Origin of the sequence: Bradyrhizobium sp. sGM-13, assembly GCF_018398875.1 — a bacterium.
Taxonomy (GTDB): Bacteria; Pseudomonadota; Alphaproteobacteria; order Rhizobiales; family Xanthobacteraceae; genus Bradyrhizobium.
Window position 1 is genome coordinate 1 of the sequence record NZ_JAGWDK010000022.1, and the last position, 17,600, is coordinate 17,600.

The window sequence follows — 17,600 nt, forward strand, 5'->3', positions numbered from 1 at the left end:
AATCGGATGGACCCTCAGAAATGTGTGCATGCCCTAGTGCGTTCGCAGGGACGACAATTCAACCCGCTGCCGGCAGCGCGGTATCGGTCGTGCTCCATGGCCGCTGCGGCGATGCCAGTCCGATCAGGCGGCCCTGGATGTAGTTGCAGCCCCATTCGCGCAGCATCACGGCGGTTTCTTCGTCCTGCACCCATTCGGCTACCGTCTTGATCTGCAGGCGGTTGGCCAGATCGATCAGCGTATGCACGAAGGCGCGATCGTCGGCGGAGCGTGCGATGTTCTGCACGAAGGCGCCGTCGATCTTCACGATATCGACGCCGAGCTTGCGCAAGTTGCGGAACGAGGTGTAGCCGGCGCCGAAATCGTCGATCGCGATCTGGCTGCCGAAGCTTTTCAGTCGCGTGATGAAGCCCCTGATATCGTCAATGTCCTGGATCGCAACCGTTTCGGTGATCTCGACGATCAGCCGCTCGCCGGCGCCGGGATGCGCCTGCATCAGCGATTCGATTCCGGTCCACCAGTCCGGGTCCATGGTGGTGTCGGGCGAGATGTTGAGGCTGAGCCGCACGTTCGGCGACGCCGCGAGCTCGGCGACCGCGAGTTCGAGCACGCGATGATCGACCAGCCGGATCAGGCCCAATCGCTCGGCGACCGGAACGATATCGGGCGCCAGCAGCGCCTGCCCGTCCTCCTGCTCCATCCGCACCAGGCATTCATAGAACGCCGGCTGCCGCGAGCGCGCTTCGACCACGGGCTCAAAGGCGGTGACGATCCGCCGCTCGTTCAATGCAGTGACGATCTCGTCGGTGACGCGGATGTTGACCCGACGCTGGGCGTCGCGCTCGACGTTCGGCTTCCACAGCGAGAACGATCCGGCGCGGCGGCGCTTGGCGTCATCGAGCGTTTCCTGGGCGCGGTTGACAGCCTCATCGGCATTGCGGGCGTAACGAGGGATGCTGATCGCGCCGATCGAGGCCGTCACCGAAACCGGGCCGGATTTGGTCGGGATTACCTCGTCGCGGATCCCTGCCAGGAAACGCTCGGCCGCGATATTGGCGTCTTCGACGGTGCAATTCCTCAAGATCAGCCCGAACTTGTTGCCGGAGAAGCGCCCGAGCACGTCGCCGCCGCGCAGCTTGGCGCGGATGCGCCTTCCGACTTCCGCAATCACGGCGTCAGCGACATCGAAGCCGAAGGCGTCGTTGACGCGCGCCAAATGATCGATGCCGATCAGCATGAAGGCGCACGTCGTTCGGAGACGCATGGCTTCCTCGATCGCCTCCGCCAGCGAAGCGATGAGGTGCGTGCGATTGAGTTCACCGGTCAGCGGATCGTGCATCGAGAGCTTCAGCAATTGCTCGTCGCGGGCACGGCGCTCATTGTTGATGCGGACAATGCCTTGCGCGCGCACTGGCTTGCCGTCGGGCCCCGCGAACCAGCAACCGGTTTCCTCGATCCAGAGTACCGGCGCGGAGCTTGAGGCTCGCACGCCATATTCGATCCGATAGGGGACGCCTTCGCCGCCCCGCGGCGGAGGCGATCGAGTGAGGGCGTCCGTCCGGATCGAACGGGAGGGCTCGATCAGCCCGGCCAACCCGGCGCCACTCCGTAGCGCTTCCGCCGGAATGTCGGTGAAAACCGCACCGGCATTGTCGCTCCAGGCGATGTTGTCCGCTATCAGGTCCCAAACGAAAGCGGCCTGGCCTAGCGAGGCGAGAATGCTGGAGGCTTCCGGGACAGGGGGCATCAGATCGCCTCGATTCGGGACACCGCCGGGTGATTCCCTGGTGATTCCCTTGGGCCTTGAGGATAGTGGCTGTTTCGAACGAGAGGCTAGACCAAGTTGATAAACAATCCGGAAACCATGTTTCACGGACTTTCCGGGTCAGCCGGGAACGAAGCGGAAGGGAGCGGCATAGGCCTTGCGAGGTGAGATCGCAGTGGGGCGTTTCGTCCCGAAACGTGACAGTTTTAGCCGGTTGCGGTGCGCGATGCTGGATATCGATCGATCAGACGAAATTTTGGACGGCGAGTTCGTCAACCTCGACGAGCCGGCCTGCGTCGCGTTGGTGCCGGTCGCCCAGTCCGTACACTGGTCACAGCGAGCGGCGGTGCCGCGGCCCGATCCGACCTTCCTCGCGCAGTTGATCGCGGCCGCCGATCAGACACCGCAAACCCGCGTCCTGAGGCGGGCCTCATTGGCGGATGCGCAGACGGCCTATGGCGCCAGACAAATCGGGTGCTGCAGCACCGGCTTCCGGACACGGCAAACCATCTAGCTCAGCGCTGAGGCGTATCGGGCTTATCCGAGGGCGGAGGGCCTGAGCCCGGCTGTAGTCCTGGCGACGAGACTTGGGGCGTAGGAACTTGGGGCGTAGGGCCTTGGGGCATAGGAACTTGGGGTGCACGGCCTTGGGGTGCAGGGGCTTCTGGCGCAGGAACTTCCGATGACGACACTGCGGGCGACGGGGCTGCCGTTGAAGCCGCCTCGGGCGCGGCGGCGGGCTGCACCGGTTTCGGTTCGGCGTGATCCTTCAACACGGATTCGGCAACAGAGGCTGCCGCTGGTGTAGCAGGCGCAGGCGAAGGTGCTGCTGCCGGTGCAGGCTCAATTTTGGGCTCGGCTGCCGGGGCCTCGGACTGTTCGGCGCCTTTTGCCGGCGGCGCCGCCGCGACGACGGCACGGCGTCGTGTCCGCAATGCGAGGCCGGAGACGAAATCCACCAGCGACAGCGCCGTCATCAGGAAATAGGTCGAGGTGCCGAACTTCGGCCACAGCAGGAATTCAGCCGCTGCCGCTCCAAACACGATCAGCGACAGCAGATGGTCGGTGAGATATTTCGCGCCCGGCCGCGCGCCTTTGATGACCTCGGCGAGCAGCAGCAAGATGCCGAGCGTGAGCAGCACGTCGCTCAGCGTCACGGTCCATTCCGCACCCGACATCAAGGTCAGCTTCACCAGCGGCTCGGTGAACGATACCTCCGGCATCAGGAAGACAATGATGTTGTAGATCGCGAGCGGAATCAGAAGCAGCGGAAAACCGACCATGGGTATCACGCCTTGCTAGAAAAACCGGAAATGTCCCCGGGCAAAGCACCGCTTCGCCCAGTGGAACCGTTGGCCCACTCGTTGGCCAAATTCGGGCGGGCGCCACTGGAAGCGGCGCCGTATCCCCTATCCGGTCAGGATTCCTTCTTCTTCAGCACCTGCCGGCCCTTGTACATGCCGGTCTTCAGGTCGAGGTGGTGCGGACGGCGCAGCTCGCCCGAATCCTTGTCCTCGGCATAGGTCGGCTTCTTCAGCGCATCCGCCGAGCGGCGCATGCCACGCCGCGAGGGCGATGTTTTTCTTCTGGGAACGGCCATAACACAGTCCTCTAGGGGTGTTTTGTCGGAGGCATCGTCCGAAACCAGACCGCCCAGCGCTTCGCGCACGGGCTGCGATGCCGATAAGGCCGCGCTTATAGAGGATGGGCTGGCGTAAAGCTAGGGCAGGTTGCGGTAAAAGCGGCCGAAAATTGGCTCAAAAAGCGCGATTCTCGCTCCAACAGCGCTGCACGGCACTCGCTCGCGCGGTGTAGGTCGCGGCCAGACGGCGCACGCCGGGGCCGGGATTGCGGGCGCTGCGCCTGACAGGGTTGGGCAGGATCGCCGCTAGCAAGGCGGCCTCGCGCGGCGACAGGGTCGAGGCAGAACGGCCAAAAGCGTAAAGGGAACCGGCTTCCGCCCCGAACTGCCCGGACGGGCCGAGTTCAGCGATGTTGAGATAGATTTCCAGGATCCGCTGCTTGGGCAGCACCAGATCGATCCACATCGCAAGCGGAAGTTCCAGCACCTTGCGGACCACGCTGCGGCCCGGCCACAGGAACAGGTTTTTCGCCACCTGCTGGGTAATCGTCGACCCGCCGCGGGTGGGTTCGCCGTCCTCGGCGTCGTCGATTGCGTCCTGCAGCGCGCCCCAATCGACCCCGCGATGGCTGCAGAATCTGGCGTCTTCGGAGCCGACCACCGAGCGCGGCAGGTAGGGCGAAATCGCTTTGAAATCGATCCATTGCCGCGACACCGGCGCGCCCTTGAGCCAGCGCCAGGCCATCAGGGCCGAGACCGGATGCCCGCTGCGGTAGAACGGCGTCACCAGATAGGGCAGTAACAGCACCGCCAGCAGGATCAGCGCTAAAATTCGGACAATGCGCAAATTGGATGCTTCCGGTTCAGCCCAGCCCCTAGGGGACCGCTGAACAGGCCCACCCATGTGACATCTCCATGATATTTCGGGCGTTTTCCAGCGCTTTTGTGACGGGGGTCATGGAATTGACGAAGCGCCCGCCATCAAACATTGTCCGGGCCAAATTGATCTGGAGCTATTCTTAATGACCACCATCACTGCCGATTTTGCCAAACGACTGGACCAAACCGCGGAGGACACCGAAGCGCTGCTGGCGAAGCTGTTGTCCGATACGCTGCTGCCCGACGAGATCGCGCGGCCGAAGCGGCTGATGGACGCGATGCGCTATTCCAGCCTCGGCGGCGGAAAGCGGCTGCGGCCCTTTCTGGTGGTTGAAAGCTCGGCGGTGTTCGGCGTCCCGCGCGAGGCCGCGCTGCTGGTCGGCGCGGCGCTGGAATGCATCCATTGCTATTCCCTGATCCATGACGATCTGCCGGCGATGGACAACAGCGATTTGCGCCGCGGCCGGCCCACGCTGCACAAGAAGACCGACGATGCCACCGCCATCCTCGCCGGCGACGGGCTGTTGACGCTGGCGTTCGACATCGTCACCCGCGACGAGATCCACAAGGACGCCAATGTGCGCCTGCTGTTGACGCGGGCACTGGCGCGCGCTTCCGGCATCGGCGGCATGGTCGGCGGCCAGATCCTCGACCTCGCCGGCGAAGGCCGCTTCGGCGACCGCGAACCGGTCGACGTGGCGCGGCTGCAGCAGATGAAGACCGGCGCGCTGTTGCGCTATGGCTGCATCGCGGGCGCGATCCTCGGCCAGTCCACGCCGAAGGAATACCAGGCGCTCGACGATTACGGCCGCGCGCTGGGCGAGGCGTTCCAGATCGCCGACGACCTGCTCGACGTCGAGGGCGACGCCGCAGCGCTCGGCAAGCAGACCGGCCAGGATGCGGCGCTCGGCAAGACCACCTTCGTCACCCAGCTCGGCATCGACGGCGCCAAGCAGCGCGTGCGCGATCTCCTGGCGCGAGCCGATTCCGCGCTGTCGATCTTCGGCGCGAAGGGCAACATATTGCGGGCAGCCGCGCGCTTTGTCGCGGAGCGCAGGAACTAGAGCTTCGGCTCTGATTGAAATCAGAGCCGAAGCTCTAGATTCATGTTTTGACGCGTTTTCTTCACGCGAACCGGTATCCACTTCGCTCGAAAACGCTATAGCGCGTATCGAGGGCCAGCGGATGGACAAGGAATTCGAGAAACACCTTGTTCGCTTCCAGAACCTGCCGATGCCGGTCCGCGTCGTCTACGGAAGGCCGCGGACTTTCATCGCGCTCGGGGTTGGCGTGGCCGTATTCTTCCTGATGCCTGACACGTTTCGGCTCGCGACACGTCTCATCGTCGGCTGGGATGTCTTCGCCGCGCTGTATCTCGTACTCGCTTACATTATGATGCTGCGCTGCGACGTCGGCCATATAAGACGCAGCGCGGTGTTGCAGGATGACGGGCGTTTCCTGATCCTGTTAGTGACCGCGTTCGGCGCCCTCGCAAGCCTTGGCGCGATCGCGTTCGAGCTCGGCGCCTCGAACGGCAATCCGGCCGGGCTGATCCTGGCGACGGCGACGATCGCATTGTCATGGGCGCTTGTGCATACCGCCTTTGCGCTGCACTACGCCCATGATTTTTATCGCGGCAAAAGGCCCGGCGGCCTGCAGTTTCCAAGCGGCGACCCGCACGAGGATGCGGATTACTGGGATTTCGTCTACTTCTCGTTCGTGATCGGCATGACCGCGCAGGTTTCCGACGTCGGCATCACCGATAAGGTCATCCGCCGCACCGCGACCGTGCACGGCATCATCTCGTTCGTGTTCAACACGGCCTTGCTGGCGCTGATGGTGAACATCGCGGCGAGCGCTATTTGAAAAGCAATTGGCGCCGCTGTCGCGGCGCCAATATGGACTTGATCTGATGGCGGCCGCTGTTACGGGCACACGCCCGACATGATGGCTTGGTAGCCATTGCAGCCCTGCTGGCGTTCGAGGCCGGTGAGCGGGCGGCCACTGGCCCCGATGCTCGGATCCCGTCCCTGATAACGCCCGGCGGCGGCCTGCCTGGCCCGCGGCGCCTGATACGGCCTGGCTTCCAGCGCCTGCCGCGGTTCGGGCTTCCCGCGCTTGGCGACCGGCTTCCTGGCGCTACGCTTCTCGCATTCGTTGTCGTCGTTGAGGAACGAGCCCTCTGCGCAGGTGATTTTGGCGCAGCGCTCGCCCTCGGCCTTGAAGCCGTGCTCGCAGACCAGCGGGCACACGCGCGCCGATTTCAGCTTGATCGTATCGAGCGTATCGACGCTGGCGACCTTGGTGTCGAGCTTGGTTCCGGCGTAACGGTTGAACAGGGTCAGCGACCGCTGCGAGGCGCGATTCCAGTTGCCATCGGCGTTGCCGGCCAGGCAGCCAACGCGTTGCAGTTCGGCCTGTACCGACTTGGTGACGTCGGCCTGCGGCGGCCCTGATGTGAGGGCAGCAACGTTCACGGTCTTGTCCTTGTCAGCGGGTGCCGGCGCGGGCGCCTTGTCGGCGGCAGCGCTTTCGGCGGCGACGCGCTTCTGCTCGGCCGCGGCCGCCTGCTCCTGCGCCACCTGCTTGGCCTTTTCAGCCGCGACGCGCGCCTGCTCGGCCGCTTTGGCTTCCGCTTCGGCCTTTGCCTGCTGCGACTTCTGGGCGCCCTCGGCGGCGAGCCGTGCCCGCTCCTGCTCGGCCAGCCGCGCTTTCTCGGTCGCCGCGACCCGCGCCTCCTCGGCGGCGATCTTGTCGAGCTGAAGTTTTGCAAGGCTCGAATAGAAGCCGTCGGGATATTGCCCAAGGAAGGCGTTGAGCGCGCTCTTGTTGCCGATCTGCAGCGCGAGTTCGTAATCGCGGCGGGCTTCGGCCTGCGCGCTCAGGGCTGGCGCAGCGGCCGGCGCCGCGCGCGGTGCCGGCACCAGCGGCACGTCTTCACCGCCGAGCGAACCATACACAAAGGGTTCCTGCCGATTATTGGTGGTCTTGAGCACCTCGTCGCGGACAAAGCCGAACGCGCGGCGGACGTCGAGCCCGGGCTTCGTCAAATGATTCGACAGCGCCGACGTGAACGGGCTGTTCTTGCCGTCACCGTCGGCCGCGGTCGAACCGGCCTTGGCCGAATAGGCGATCAGGACGTTGGGGCTGGTCGGCTCGACCTTGGCCAGGCCTTGCCCGATCGCGCGCGACGCGACGGTACGCTTCATGGTGCGGGCAAACGGATTGTCGCGGCAGGCGTCGAGAATCACGAGCCGCAGCTTCTTGGCGGGCTCGATTGCGATCAGGATGCGATCGAGCGAAAGGCCCTCGTCATAAATGTCGGTATCGCGTTCCAGCCGCGCATCGACGGGAATCAGGTAATTCGCGCCGTCAACTTCGATCCCGTGGCCGGCGTAATAGACCACGGCGATATCGGCATCGCGCGCGCGATCGGCGAAGTCGCGCAGCGCGCGACGGGTCTCGGCCGCCGGCAAGTCACGGCGGGAATCGACGACGTCAAAACCGGCGTTCTTCAGCGTGGCCGCCATTTTGGAACTGTCGTTAACCGGGTTGCTGAGCGGTGCGACATTCTGGTAGGCGGAATTGCCGAGGATCAGCGCGACGCGCTTCTCGGCAAAGGCCGGCTCGCCCACCAGCAGGAAGGCGGCGGCTGCAAGTGCCCATCGGCACAATTTTAGCGATCCAGACATCATCATGACTCCTCCGGAGCCTTGTACCCTTTTTACCACACCGGTCTGCCTATCAGAAGGATCAGGCCGGCTTTGTGAGTTAGGTCACGAACCACGCAGACGTGAATCGCACCCTCTCCATCCTTAGTCTGGCCAGTGTCCCGCTGGTTCGGCCATCGCCAATCACCTTTTCCGCCGGATCCGGCCGGGTATGGCGGCAAACGTGTTCCGCCCGCGCGATCACTGCGGTACGACATGTTCCTGAAATTGCGGCAGGTCATCCGTGATCAAGAGCCAGGGCGCCTTGGAGCCGACGAAGATGTGGGCCGTTGGACGGATCGAGGGATCGTCAACCAGCGTGCCCATGGCAACATGGACGAAGGCGCCGTCGCGCACCACGGAATAGAGCAACGAGCCGCATTCGGGGCAATGCGCGTTGTGGTTCGCCGCATCGCCATAGATCATGATGCTGTCTTTGCCTTTGGTGACATCAAACTTGTCCCGTGCGATGCCGGCAAACGGCTTGAATGCCGAACCGGTGGTGCGCCGGCAATCCGAGCAATGGCAATTCAAGGCATATTCGAATTCGTCCGCCACCGCATAGCGCGTCGCGCGACAGAAGCATTCTCCGGCAAGAATGCGAGCATTCGATTTTGCTGAACCCGCCACCCGCAATCCCTCGCACCTGTGATGAACTCACCATAGCGCAATGCGCCGGTTCGTGGCTTAATTCAACTCGAACAAATTTCAAATGTCGGGGAGGAATAGCTGTGAGTCAGGACCGATCGACCGTCGAAGCCGTGGTGCAGAACTATTTCGATGGCCTTTATGAGGGCGATGCCGACAAGCTCGGCGCGATCTTCGACCCCTCCGCAGATTTGCGCTGGCTGGAGAAGGGCGAGTTGCAGGTGCTGAGCGTTCCGGACTGGCTCGATCGCGTGCGAAAGCGGCCGTCGGCGAAGGCTGAAGGAAAGCCGCGCGAGGATTTCATCGTCACGATAGACCGCTTGGACGAATCCACCGCCTTCATCAAGGTGCGCTGCCAATTGCCGCCGCGCTATTTCACCGATTATCTGGTGGCAATGAAACTGCGCGACGGCTGGAAGATCGTCTCGAAATCCTACCGCTACGATCTGCGCGAGTAATACCTACTCGGGCCTGCCTTACTCCGCCGCCGCGTTCCTGCCGGGACCGCCAACATAGCCGGCCGCATCGCCGAACCGCTCGATCATGACAGCGGTGAGGTCCTTGGCTTTGCTGGTCACGCAGGCGCCGGAGCGCACGGCGTAGCGGTCCTGATGCTTCAGGTGCGGCGGCGCCTCGCCTTTTTGCAGCGCGCGGGCGGCGTCCATCACGAGCTTGCGGAAATGCATGATGCCGAGGTCGGTCGGGCCAAGATGTTCGCGCGCGCGGTCGGCGATCGGGCCCTGGCTGTCCTGCACGGCGGCGTCCTGCTCGGACACGCCCTTGATGCCAGTGTAGCTATGGGTCTTCTGCAGCTTGCGATCGATCAGGTAGTCGTTCGACTTGTTGCGCAGCGGCACATAATATTCGTCGACTTCCGCAATGACGCCGTTGCCGCGATCGTAGGCCTCACGCTCGGCATCCGTAATCGGCCGTTCCGGATTCAGGCATAAGTATAGATCCAGCAATTGGTATTGGTCACCGGCACAAAGCTCTGACCAAAGATGTTCTCGCCCGGCATCGCGCTCGGCGCATAGGCGTGCACCGGCATCAGGAACTGGGCGATGCGCCAGTAGATATCGTCGCTGCCGGTGAGACGCCCGCCGGCGATCGTGAGCCCGGCGTCATGCGGGTTGATCTTGATGACGGGGCGCGGATCTTCCGCAATCCAGCGCATGTGATCGGTGGCCACGCGCACAAGCGGATTCACAAAGTGCTTCTTGATATCGAGGATCTCGTTCTCTTCCTTTCGAAGGAGAGATGCGCAAAGGTAAAATGCGCGGTGTCGATCGAGCCTTCCAGTGCCTGCACCCAGTTGCAGTCCTGCCATTTCTTCGAAACGTAGCGATGCGAGGGCGGCACCAGCGCCATTTCCAGATCGGGCAGCTCCGGCACCTGATCGGCGGGGCCCATATAGGCCCAGATCATCTCGCCCCACTCGCGCACCGGATAGGACTTGATGCGGATCAGGTCTTTCGCATTGAGATCGGGATAGGAGGTCGGCATGTCGACGCAGCGGCCGTCGGTGTCGAACTTCCAACCGTGATAGACGCAGCGGATGCCGCACTCCTCGTTGCGGCCAAGCCAGAGATTGGCGCCGCGATGCGGGCAATATTGATCGATGACGCCGACGATGCCGCGCGTATCGCGGAAGGCGAGCAGTTCCTCGCCCATGACGACGATTTTCTTCGGCGGACCGTCGGCCTCAGGTAACTCTTCCGACAGCAGCACCGGAATCCAGAAGCGGCGCAGCAATTCGCCCATGCCGGTGCCTGCACCGCTCTCGGTGAGGAATTTGTTGTCTTCGGCGCGGAGCATGAGGGCCTCCCGATATTGTTCTTGTTTGCAGAAGATTGACGCGGGCGGCCGATAACGTCAACGCTCGTCCCACTCTCGTGTCCCGGACGCGGCGCGGCACGAAGTGACGCGCCGCAGAGCCGGGACCCGTTGTGGATGCAAAGTGTGGGCCCCGGCTCTGCAGTGCATCGCTTCGCGATGCACTGCGTCCGGGGCACGATATGCCGCCTTACACCGGCCGCTCGCCCTTCACCGTCACTCGCGTGCCTGACCGCGTATGCGGCCAGTAGTCCCACATCGCGCGGTGCTGGGCGCAGCGATTGTCCCAGAACGCGATGGCGTTTTCCGTCCAGCGGAAGCGGCATTGGAACAGCGGGTTCTCCGCGTGCTGGTAGAGATAGGCGAGCATGGCATCGCTCTCGTCGCGAGGGATGCCTATGATGTGGCGGGTGAAGCCGCGATTGACGTAGAGCGCCTTGTTGCCGGTGACGGGATGGGTGCGCACCACGGGGTGTTCGGCACGCGGATATTCCACCCGGTCGGCGACGCCATAGTTGGCGTAGAGCCCGCGATAGGTCTGCTCGCCATCGTGCAACGCGGTCAGCCCGTCGAGGTAGATCTTCATCCGGTCCGACAGTGCCTCATAGGCGGCATACATGTTGGCAAACAGCGTATCGCCGCCGCGTGGCGGGCATTGCTTGATGTAGAGGATCGATCCCATCGGCGGCTCGACGTCGCAGGATACGTCGGTGTGCCAGCCCTCGCCATTGGCGCGCGGCGAATCCTTGTCGGCATGGATCTTCATCAGCGCCGGGTCGCCCTCGTTGGGCGCCGCCGGATGCACATGCAGTTCACCGAACTTGCGCCCGAAAGCGAGATGTTGCTGCGGGGTGATATGCTGGTCGCGAAAGAAGATGACGAGGTTTTCGGCAAGCGCGCGATGGATTTCGTCCATCTGCCGGTTGGAGCGCGCGTCGTCCGAGACGAGCTTGCCGATATCGACGCCGGAGATTTCCGCGCCGATGATTGGCGTGAGTTTCTCGACCGCAATGGTCTCGTAAGGTTCGGCTTCGTCGGCGACGTGCCGGTAGCGCGGTCCCTGCTTGCCGGACAGCGATGACATGGGCGTTCTCCCAATCGTTCTTGATTGGGACGCATCGTAGCGCAGGCGATGTCGAGCGCAATGCAGTAGGTGTCGTCCCGGCCCTTATGCGCAATTGCGCATCAGGAGCCGGGACCCATAACCACAGGAGCACATTGTTGTGAAAGCTGGAGCCACAGCTTGGCATAACCACAAAGCCCTGTGGTTATGGGTCCCTGCGTTCGCAGGGACGACGGACAAGATAGCCTTACTCCGCCGCCGTCACGCTGCTCACCGGCGTCTTGCTGCCCTTGCCATACCGCTGGTCGATATAGTCGATCACCAGCGCCTTGAAGTCGGCGGCAATCGTCGGACCGCGCAGGGTGCGGAACTTCTTGCCGTCGACGAACACGGGCGCGGCCGGCGCTTCGCCGGTGCCTGGCAGGGAGATGCCGATATTGGCGTGCTTGGATTCGCCCGGGCCGTTGACGATGCAGCCCATCACCGCGACGTTAAGCTGCTCGACGCCGGGATACTGCGTTTTCCAGGCCGGCATTTCCTCGCGAATGAAATCCTGGATCGAGCGCGCCAGTTCCTGGAATGTGGTCGAGGTGGTGCGGCCGCAGCCCGGGCATGCCGCGACCAGCGGCACAAAGGTGCGGAAGCCCATGGTCTGCAGCAATTCCTGCGCGACCTGAACTTCCAGCGTGCGGTCGCCGCCGGGCTCGGGCGTGAGCGAAATGCGGATGGTGTCGCCGATGCCGTCCTGCAGCAGGATGCCGAGCGCGGCCGATGAAGCCACGATGCCCTTCGATCCCATGCCGGCTTCGGTCAGGCCGAGATGGATGGCGTAATCCGAGCGGCGCGCCAGCTCCTGATAGACCGCGATCAGATCCTGCACGGCGGAAACTTTTGCCGACAAAATCATGCGGTCCTTGGGCATGCCGAGCTCTTGGGCGCGGGCGGCCGACAGCAGCGCCGACTGCACCATGGCCTCGCGCGTCACCGCGCGCGCATCGCGCGGGTTGGCCGAGGCTGTATTCTCGTCCATCAGCTTGGTCAGCAGTTCCTGATCCAGCGAGCCCCAATTGGCGCCGATACGCACCGGCTTGTTGTTCTTGTTGGCGATCTCGATGATATCGGCGAACTGCGTGTCGCGCTTGTTCTTGAAGCCGACATTGCCGGGATTGATGCGATACTTGTCGAGCGCCTCGGCACAGGCCGGATATTCGGCGAGCAGCTTGTGACCGATATAATGGAAGTCACCGATCAGGGGCGTGGTGATGCCGCGCTTGCGCAGCCCATCGCGGATGTGCGGAACGGCGGCAGCAGCTTCCTCGCGGTCGACCGTGATGCGCACCATCTCCGATCCGGCGCGCGACAGCGCCGCGACCTGCGCGATTGTGCCTTCGACATCGGCGGTGTCGGTATTGGTCATCGACTGCACGACGATCGGCGCCCCTCCGCCGACGGCAACATTGCCGACCATGACCTGTGTGGTTTTGTGCCGGGCCTTCGGGCCGGCGACGTCGTCTTGCGGGATTATTTCGGGCTTGTTCATGGGGCCTCGAATATCAGGTTTTGGTGACATGTACCAAGGGGGCGGCGAAGGCAGTGTGCGCCTTGTCACATAGCGGATCTTTATCTTGTGTGTTCAATAGCTTAGGCCAGCCGCAGCGGCCGAAAGCAGGGCAAAAGGCCTCAGTCTTCGTTAACCGCTATATTGGACAGGAATCGCCGAATTGAAAGGGCGAGCATGCGTCTGGCGGCCTTTTCATGGCCCGATGCGAGCCCTAGCATCGCCGAAACATAAATAATGGGAGGCGGGCATGCCGGCGCGAAACGAGCTGATCACGACGGCGGAACTCACTGACCTTCTCAGTCAGCCCGATCTGCGCCTGTTCGATTGCACCACCTACCTCGAACCCGCCCCTGAAGGCTCCAGCCTGCCCTATCTCACCGTGCCGGGCCGGCACAGCTTCGAGGCCGGACATATTCCGGGCGCGGACTTTCTCGATCTGCAGGGCGAGTTCTCCGATCCCGATACCGAACTTCGCTTCATGATGCCGGATGTGGTGCGGCTCGAACGGGCGTTCGGCTGCCATGGCGTTTCAAGTCAAAGCCGGGTCGTGCTGTACAGCATCGGCACGCCGATGTGGGCAACGCGGTTCTGGTGGATGCTCAGATCGCTCGGCTTCGAGAACGTCGCGGTGCTCGATGGCGGTCTCGACAAATGGAAGTTCGAGGGACGCCCGCTCGAAACCGGGCCGGCGAAGGGATACGAGCCGGCAACATTCACGGCCAATCCGAGGCCAGGTTTCTTCGTCGACAAGCACGAGACGCTTGCCGCTACGTCCGAGCGAGGCACCGTCATCGTCAACGCGCTCGGCCCGCAATTTCACAAAGGCCTCGAGCCCAGCCGCTATGGCCGGCCCGGCCGCGTTCCCGGCAGTTGCAACGTATCGGCGGCCACACTGCTCGACCCGAAGACCAAGGCGTTCGTCCCGCTTGCGGAGGCGGAAGCCAAATTCAAGGCCCAGGGTATCACCAAGGACAAACGCGTGGTCGCCTATTGCGGCGGCGGTATTTCGGCGACGGTTGATCTGTTCCTGCTGCACCGTCTCGGCTACGACAATCTCACCCTCTATGACGGGTCGATGGGCGAATGGGCCAAGGATGCGTCGCTGCCGATCGAGACGGGGTAGACCCTCCCCACGTCATTGCGAGCGAAGCGACCCTTCTACGCTTGCTGCGCAAGCTTCGCAGGCTCAAGTCCGCCGAAGCGCTTCTGCGCGAAGGCGGAAGCAATCCATCTGTCCCCGCGCGCCGAAAGATGGATTGCTTCGTCGCTGCGCTCCTCGCAATGACGTGGTTGGCATCCACCATCACGCCGGCACGTTCGGATCGGGCACCACCTTTGGATCCGGCTTGTTGACGAGATAGAGCCCGGCGATGACGAGCAGCGCTGCAATACCGAAGGCAATGGTCAGCGTGTCGTGCAGGATGAAGTAGGCGGCGACCACGCCGAACAATGGCGTGACGAAGGTGAAGGACGACAGCTTGCTCGCCGAATAGGTCTTCACCAGCGCGAACCACAGCACGAAGGTGCAGCCCACCACCCAGATCGCCTGATAAGCCAACAGCGAGATCGACAGCGCGCCCGGCATGTGGGTGATCTTCTCGCCGAACAGCAGGGATGCGCATCCCAGGATCGGGATCGATACGGCCACCTGATATCCGAGCGCCTTTTCCGGAGCTGCGTTACGAAGTTTCGTGCCCTTGGCGATCAGCGTGGTCGCGCCCCACAGCGCGCCGCCGCCGACCACCAGCAGGTCGCCCAGCAACACTTTTGCGTCGACATTTGCCTGCGGCACGCCGATTGCCAGCGCCACACCGGCAAAACTGAGGCCCAGTCCGCCCCATTGCAGCATGCTCAGGCGCTCGCCGAGAAACTGATAGGAGCCGAGCGCGACGAAAAACGGTGCAGTGTACAGGAACACGGCGGCGCGCGACGCCGATGTGAACACCAGCCCGCTGAAGATCAGCACGAATTCGATACCGAACAACGTGCCTGCCAGCAGGCCGGGACCGAGCGAGCCGTCACGCTCGAAGAATTTCACGCCGCGCAGCCAACCGGCCAGCAGCATCACCGGCAACGCGCCAGCCGAGCGGATCAAGGCCTGCAGCATCGGCGGCACATCGGGCAGCGTCAGCTTCACCGCAATCTGGTTGAAGCCCCAGCTCAGGCACAACATCAGCATCAAGGCGATGGCGCCCGGGGTGAGCGCACGCCCGGCGGAAGGTTCTACTGGCTTGGGCGACATTAATCCTCGTGGCCGGCTTCGCGCCGTGTTCTCGTTATTTCTGGCAATGCGCGCAGATGCCGGCGATCTCGACGACGGAGAGTTTTGGCGCGAATCCGGATGCTCGCGCCGCCGCATTGAGGCTTTGCGCCACGGGGGCTGCGGGGATTTCGCCGACGGAACCGCAGAGCTCGCAGATCAAAAACGCCACCATCGAGGTCTCGTCATGATCATGCGCGCAGGCAAGGAACGCATTGCGGCTCTCGATGCGGTGGACGAGGCCGTTTTCCATCAGGAAATCGAGCGCGCGGTAGACCGTGATCGGCGCCGGCCGCGGCATCGATTTGGCGAGCTCGTCGATCACCTCGTAGGCCCCGAGCGGGCGGTGGCTCGACAGCAGCGCCTGCAGCACCTGACGCCGGATCGGGGTAAATTTCTGCGCCCGCCGCGCGCAAACCTGTTCGGCATGCGCGATCGCTTCCGCAGTGCAGCGGCCGTGATCATGGTCAGGCGCAGGAAATGTCGGCTTTGTCAGGCTCATATCAGCTCCTTGTACCAGTTTGAGGGCCGATCCTAAAGCCCGCGCTCGCATTGGTTCCCAGCCATGTGCTGGAAGCGGATCAGACCATTGTTAACTCGTTGTGCGGAATTCATAAGCAAGCTTATCATATTACAAGGTTATGGAGGCTTGGGCATGCGCGGCTCCGTGGACATGAACTTCCTGTTTACGCTTGGTGAGGTGCAACGGATGGTGCGCGCCTATGCCGACCGGCAGGCGGCGCGCTACGGCATCACCCGTGCGCAATGGGCGGTGCTGGCCAAGGTCGAGCGCACCGAGGGCCTCAAGCAGTCGGAACTTGCCGAACAGATGGAGATGCAGCCGATCACGCTGACGCGGCTGATCGACAAGCTCTGCGACAATGGCTGGATCGAACGCCGCGGCGACGAGAATGACCGCCGCGTCAACCGCCTCTATCTGCGCAAGGCCGCGCGGCCGCTGCTCGGCAAGCTCGCCGGGCTTCGCTCCGAACTGACGGCGACCGCGCTCGACGGCATCAATCCCACTGATGCCCACCGCCTGCTCGACCAACTCGATCTGATCAAGGAAAACGTTCGCAACGCGATCCAGAATGCGGCCGGCGAACCTCCCAGAAAGGAGCAGCGCTATGGCTGATCCGGTCCTCAAATTCCCGCCCGAGCAGAAGGGCGCCCCCGCGGGACCGTCACGGCCGAAACTCGCGGCCGAGCCGCGCCGCCGGCTGATGGCCGGCATGCGGCGCTACCGGCGCTTTCTGCTGTTGGTGGTGTTGCCGTTGGTTGCGCTGGTCGCCGGCGTGACGTTCTATCTCAACGGCGGCCGCTACGTGACCACCGACGATGCCTATGTCGGCGCGCAGAAGGTTCTGATCACGCCCGACATCTCCGGCAAGATCGAGAAGGTCGTGGTGAAGGAAGGCCAGCAGGTCAATCCAGGCGACGTCCTGTTTGAGATCGATCCGGTGCCATTCCGCCTCGCCGTGGCGCAAGCCAAGGCCAACCTCGCGCAAACCAAGGTCACCTATGACAATCTGATCGCCGACCTGAAAATCTATAGCCGGATGAGTGAACTCTCGCAGCAGGGTATGGACCTGAAGCGGCGTGATGTGGAGCGCAAGTCTTCGCTGGTGAAGAACAATTTCGGCTCGCAGCTTGACCTCGATAACGCGTCGACCGCCCTCGTCACCGCGAGCGCGCAGTATCAGTTGCTGCAGCAGAAGATCGCGACCGCAAAAGCCCAACTGCTCGGCAATCCTGATCTGCCGCTCGAGGAATTCCCGCCCTATGCCCAGGCCAAAGCCGCCCTCGACCAGGCCCAGCGCAATCTCGACCACACCGTGATGCGCGCGCCGATGGCCGGCATCGCCACGCAGGTCGAGCAGATCCAGCTCGGCCGCTTCGTCACCGCGGGCACGCCGGTGTTCAGTATCATTGACACCGCGAACCCGTGGGTCGACGCCAACCCGAAGGAATCCGATTTCACCTATGTCGCGGTCGGCCAGTCGGTCACGCTCGAGGTCGATGCGTTTCCCAATCACCCCTTCAAGGGCACGGTCGGCTCGCTCTCGCCCGGCACCGGCGCGCAGTTTGCGATCCTACCGCCGCAGAACGCGTCGGGCAATTTCGTCAAGGTGGTGCAGCGCGTGCCGGTGCGGATCTATTTCGACAAGAACGATAAGTTCGTGCGCAAGCTGAAGGCCGGCATGAGCGTCTACGCCACCATCGACACCAACCATCGGCGCTCGCTCTCAGCCCTGCTCGGCCTGTCGCCGGCGACGGCGAACCAGGACCACGATTAGCG

At 63.3% G+C, this 17,600-nt stretch carries 20 protein-coding genes; 7 read left to right on the forward strand and 13 right to left on the reverse strand.

Annotation, left to right across the window (positions count from 1 at the left end):
* Positions 1-58: 58 nt before the first annotated feature.
* Positions 59-1,747 (reverse strand): bifunctional diguanylate cyclase/phosphodiesterase, encoded by a 1,689-nt coding sequence (locus tag KJQ96_RS27450; protein WP_213289508.1) that lies wholly within the window; start codon positions 1,745-1,747, stop codon positions 59-61.
* Between the two features lie 244 nt (positions 1,748-1,991).
* On the opposite strand from KJQ96_RS27450, the gene KJQ96_RS27455 reads away from it, so the two are divergent.
* Positions 1,992-2,279 carry a hypothetical protein gene (locus KJQ96_RS27455; protein ID WP_249734603.1) on the forward strand — a complete coding sequence of 96 codons (288 nt, stop codon included), beginning with the start codon at positions 1,992-1,994 and terminating at the stop codon, positions 2,277-2,279.
* Between the two features lies 1 nt (position 2,280).
* Here KJQ96_RS27455 and KJQ96_RS27460 read toward each other — a convergent pair whose 3' ends face one another.
* The 3 genes from KJQ96_RS27460 to mtgA all read right to left on the reverse strand — a co-directional run bounded on the left by KJQ96_RS27460 (position 2,281) and on the right by mtgA (position 4,251).
* A complete protein-coding gene (locus KJQ96_RS27460; RefSeq protein ID WP_213289509.1) occupies positions 2,281-3,048 on the reverse strand; it encodes a hypothetical protein in 768 nt (255 codons plus the stop codon).
* Positions 3,049-3,182: 134 nt separating this feature from the next.
* Positions 3,183-3,365, reverse strand: a complete 183-nt coding sequence (gene rpmF, locus KJQ96_RS27465; protein ID WP_028347701.1) for a 50S ribosomal protein L32 — start codon at positions 3,363-3,365, stop codon at positions 3,183-3,185.
* Between the two features lie 157 nt (positions 3,366-3,522).
* Positions 3,523-4,251 (reverse strand): monofunctional biosynthetic peptidoglycan transglycosylase, encoded by a 729-nt coding sequence (gene mtgA, locus KJQ96_RS27470; RefSeq protein WP_213289510.1) that lies wholly within the window; start codon positions 4,249-4,251, stop codon positions 3,523-3,525.
* A gap of 118 nt (positions 4,252-4,369) precedes the next feature.
* On the opposite strand from mtgA, the gene KJQ96_RS27475 reads away from it, so the two are divergent.
* Both KJQ96_RS27475 and KJQ96_RS27480 read left to right on the forward strand, forming a co-directional pair.
* Positions 4,370-5,290, forward strand: coding sequence for a polyprenyl synthetase family protein (locus KJQ96_RS27475; protein ID WP_213289511.1), 921 nt, complete (start codon positions 4,370-4,372; stop codon positions 5,288-5,290).
* 121 nt (positions 5,291-5,411) lie between these two features.
* Positions 5,412-6,092 (forward strand): DUF1345 domain-containing protein, encoded by a 681-nt coding sequence (locus KJQ96_RS27480; RefSeq protein WP_213289512.1) that lies wholly within the window; start codon positions 5,412-5,414, stop codon positions 6,090-6,092.
* A gap of 59 nt (positions 6,093-6,151) precedes the next feature.
* Here the strand turns inward: KJQ96_RS27480 and KJQ96_RS27485 are convergent, their stop codons facing one another.
* Complete coding sequence (locus tag KJQ96_RS27485) at positions 6,152-7,918, reverse strand: caspase family protein (RefSeq protein WP_213289606.1); 1,767 nt, start codon at positions 7,916-7,918, stop codon at positions 6,152-6,154.
* A 219-nt stretch (positions 7,919-8,137) separates the two neighbouring features.
* A complete protein-coding gene (locus KJQ96_RS27490) occupies positions 8,138-8,566 on the reverse strand; it encodes a GFA family protein (RefSeq protein WP_213289513.1) in 429 nt (142 codons plus the stop codon).
* Between the two features lie 101 nt (positions 8,567-8,667).
* Between KJQ96_RS27490 and KJQ96_RS27495 the strand changes: the two genes are divergently transcribed.
* On the forward strand, positions 8,668-9,042 hold the full coding sequence (locus KJQ96_RS27495) for a nuclear transport factor 2 family protein (protein ID WP_213289514.1): 375 nt from the start codon (positions 8,668-8,670) through the stop codon (positions 9,040-9,042).
* An 18-nt stretch (positions 9,043-9,060) separates the two neighbouring features.
* On the opposite strand, the gene KJQ96_RS40475 is transcribed toward KJQ96_RS27495, so the two are convergent.
* The 5 genes from KJQ96_RS40475 to ispG all read right to left on the reverse strand — a co-directional run bounded on the left by KJQ96_RS40475 (position 9,061) and on the right by ispG (position 13,020).
* Positions 9,061-9,549 (reverse strand): hypothetical protein, encoded by a 489-nt coding sequence (locus KJQ96_RS40475; RefSeq protein ID WP_249734606.1) that lies wholly within the window; start codon positions 9,547-9,549, stop codon positions 9,061-9,063.
* On the reverse strand, positions 9,525-9,791 hold the full coding sequence (locus KJQ96_RS40480; RefSeq protein ID WP_249734608.1) for a hypothetical protein: 267 nt from the start codon (positions 9,789-9,791) through the stop codon (positions 9,525-9,527). Before KJQ96_RS40480 ends, KJQ96_RS40475 begins: the two co-directional genes overlap by 25 nt.
* Positions 9,788-10,399, reverse strand: coding sequence for a Rieske 2Fe-2S domain-containing protein (locus tag KJQ96_RS40485; RefSeq protein ID WP_249734610.1), 612 nt, complete (start codon positions 10,397-10,399; stop codon positions 9,788-9,790). Before KJQ96_RS40485 ends, KJQ96_RS40480 begins: the two co-directional genes overlap by 4 nt.
* A gap of 208 nt (positions 10,400-10,607) precedes the next feature.
* A complete protein-coding gene (locus KJQ96_RS27505; protein ID WP_213289515.1) occupies positions 10,608-11,501 on the reverse strand; it encodes a TauD/TfdA family dioxygenase in 894 nt (297 codons plus the stop codon).
* 226 nt (positions 11,502-11,727) lie between these two features.
* Positions 11,728-13,020, reverse strand: a complete 1,293-nt coding sequence (gene ispG, locus KJQ96_RS27510) for a flavodoxin-dependent (E)-4-hydroxy-3-methylbut-2-enyl-diphosphate synthase (RefSeq protein WP_213289516.1) — start codon at positions 13,018-13,020, stop codon at positions 11,728-11,730.
* Between the two features lie 268 nt (positions 13,021-13,288).
* Between ispG and KJQ96_RS27515 the strand changes: the two genes are divergently transcribed.
* On the forward strand, positions 13,289-14,164 hold the full coding sequence (locus KJQ96_RS27515; protein ID WP_213289517.1) for a sulfurtransferase: 876 nt from the start codon (positions 13,289-13,291) through the stop codon (positions 14,162-14,164).
* Positions 14,165-14,344: 180 nt separating this feature from the next.
* Here the strand turns inward: KJQ96_RS27515 and KJQ96_RS27520 are convergent, their stop codons facing one another.
* Together KJQ96_RS27520 and KJQ96_RS27525 are read right to left on the reverse strand one after the other, a co-directional pair.
* Complete coding sequence (locus KJQ96_RS27520; RefSeq protein WP_213289518.1) at positions 14,345-15,283, reverse strand: DMT family transporter; 939 nt, start codon at positions 15,281-15,283, stop codon at positions 14,345-14,347.
* 34 nt (positions 15,284-15,317) lie between these two features.
* A complete protein-coding gene (locus KJQ96_RS27525; RefSeq protein WP_065746567.1) occupies positions 15,318-15,803 on the reverse strand; it encodes a Fur family transcriptional regulator in 486 nt (161 codons plus the stop codon).
* A 153-nt stretch (positions 15,804-15,956) separates the two neighbouring features.
* Between KJQ96_RS27525 and KJQ96_RS27530 the strand changes: the two genes are divergently transcribed.
* Positions 15,957-16,436 (forward strand): MarR family winged helix-turn-helix transcriptional regulator, encoded by a 480-nt coding sequence (locus tag KJQ96_RS27530; RefSeq protein WP_213289519.1) that lies wholly within the window; start codon positions 15,957-15,959, stop codon positions 16,434-16,436.
* Positions 16,429-17,598 carry an HlyD family secretion protein gene (locus tag KJQ96_RS27535; RefSeq protein ID WP_213289520.1) on the forward strand — a complete coding sequence of 390 codons (1,170 nt, stop codon included), beginning with the start codon at positions 16,429-16,431 and terminating at the stop codon, positions 17,596-17,598. Before KJQ96_RS27530 ends, KJQ96_RS27535 begins: the two co-directional genes overlap by 8 nt.
* The last annotated feature ends 2 nt before the right edge of the window (positions 17,599-17,600 follow it).

What these genes read in the sequence shown, in the direction of transcription:
- KJQ96_RS27505 (WP_213289515.1), bottom strand. Translation starts at nt 11,501, where the DNA reads ATGTCATCGCTGTCCGGCAAGCAGGGACCGCGCTACCGGCACGTCGCC.
- ispG (WP_213289516.1), bottom strand. Translation starts at nt 13,020, where the DNA reads ATGAACAAGCCCGAAATAATCCCGCAAGACGACGTCGCCGGCCCGAAG.
- KJQ96_RS27455 (WP_249734603.1), top strand. Translation starts at nt 1,992, where the DNA reads ATGCTGGATATCGATCGATCAGACGAAATTTTGGACGGCGAGTTCGTC.
- KJQ96_RS27480 (WP_213289512.1), top strand. Translation starts at nt 5,412, where the DNA reads ATGGACAAGGAATTCGAGAAACACCTTGTTCGCTTCCAGAACCTGCCG.
- rpmF (WP_028347701.1), bottom strand. Translation starts at nt 3,365, where the DNA reads ATGGCCGTTCCCAGAAGAAAAACATCGCCCTCGCGGCGTGGCATGCGC.
- KJQ96_RS27535 (WP_213289520.1), top strand. Translation starts at nt 16,429, where the DNA reads ATGGCTGATCCGGTCCTCAAATTCCCGCCCGAGCAGAAGGGCGCCCCC.
- KJQ96_RS27515 (WP_213289517.1), top strand. Translation starts at nt 13,289, where the DNA reads ATGCCGGCGCGAAACGAGCTGATCACGACGGCGGAACTCACTGACCTT.
- KJQ96_RS27520 (WP_213289518.1), bottom strand. Translation starts at nt 15,283, where the DNA reads ATGTCGCCCAAGCCAGTAGAACCTTCCGCCGGGCGTGCGCTCACCCCG.
- KJQ96_RS27530 (WP_213289519.1), top strand. Translation starts at nt 15,957, where the DNA reads ATGCGCGGCTCCGTGGACATGAACTTCCTGTTTACGCTTGGTGAGGTG.
- KJQ96_RS27450 (WP_213289508.1), bottom strand. Translation starts at nt 1,747, where the DNA reads ATGCCCCCTGTCCCGGAAGCCTCCAGCATTCTCGCCTCGCTAGGCCAG.
- KJQ96_RS40485 (WP_249734610.1), bottom strand. Translation starts at nt 10,399, where the DNA reads ATGCTCCGCGCCGAAGACAACAAATTCCTCACCGAGAGCGGTGCAGGC.
- KJQ96_RS27475 (WP_213289511.1), top strand. Translation starts at nt 4,370, where the DNA reads ATGACCACCATCACTGCCGATTTTGCCAAACGACTGGACCAAACCGCG.
- KJQ96_RS27460 (WP_213289509.1), bottom strand. Translation starts at nt 3,048, where the DNA reads ATGGTCGGTTTTCCGCTGCTTCTGATTCCGCTCGCGATCTACAACATC.
- KJQ96_RS27525 (WP_065746567.1), bottom strand. Translation starts at nt 15,803, where the DNA reads ATGAGCCTGACAAAGCCGACATTTCCTGCGCCTGACCATGATCACGGC.
- KJQ96_RS27485 (WP_213289606.1), bottom strand. Translation starts at nt 7,918, where the DNA reads ATGTCTGGATCGCTAAAATTGTGCCGATGGGCACTTGCAGCCGCCGCC.
- mtgA (WP_213289510.1), bottom strand. Translation starts at nt 4,251, where the DNA reads ATGGGTGGGCCTGTTCAGCGGTCCCCTAGGGGCTGGGCTGAACCGGAA.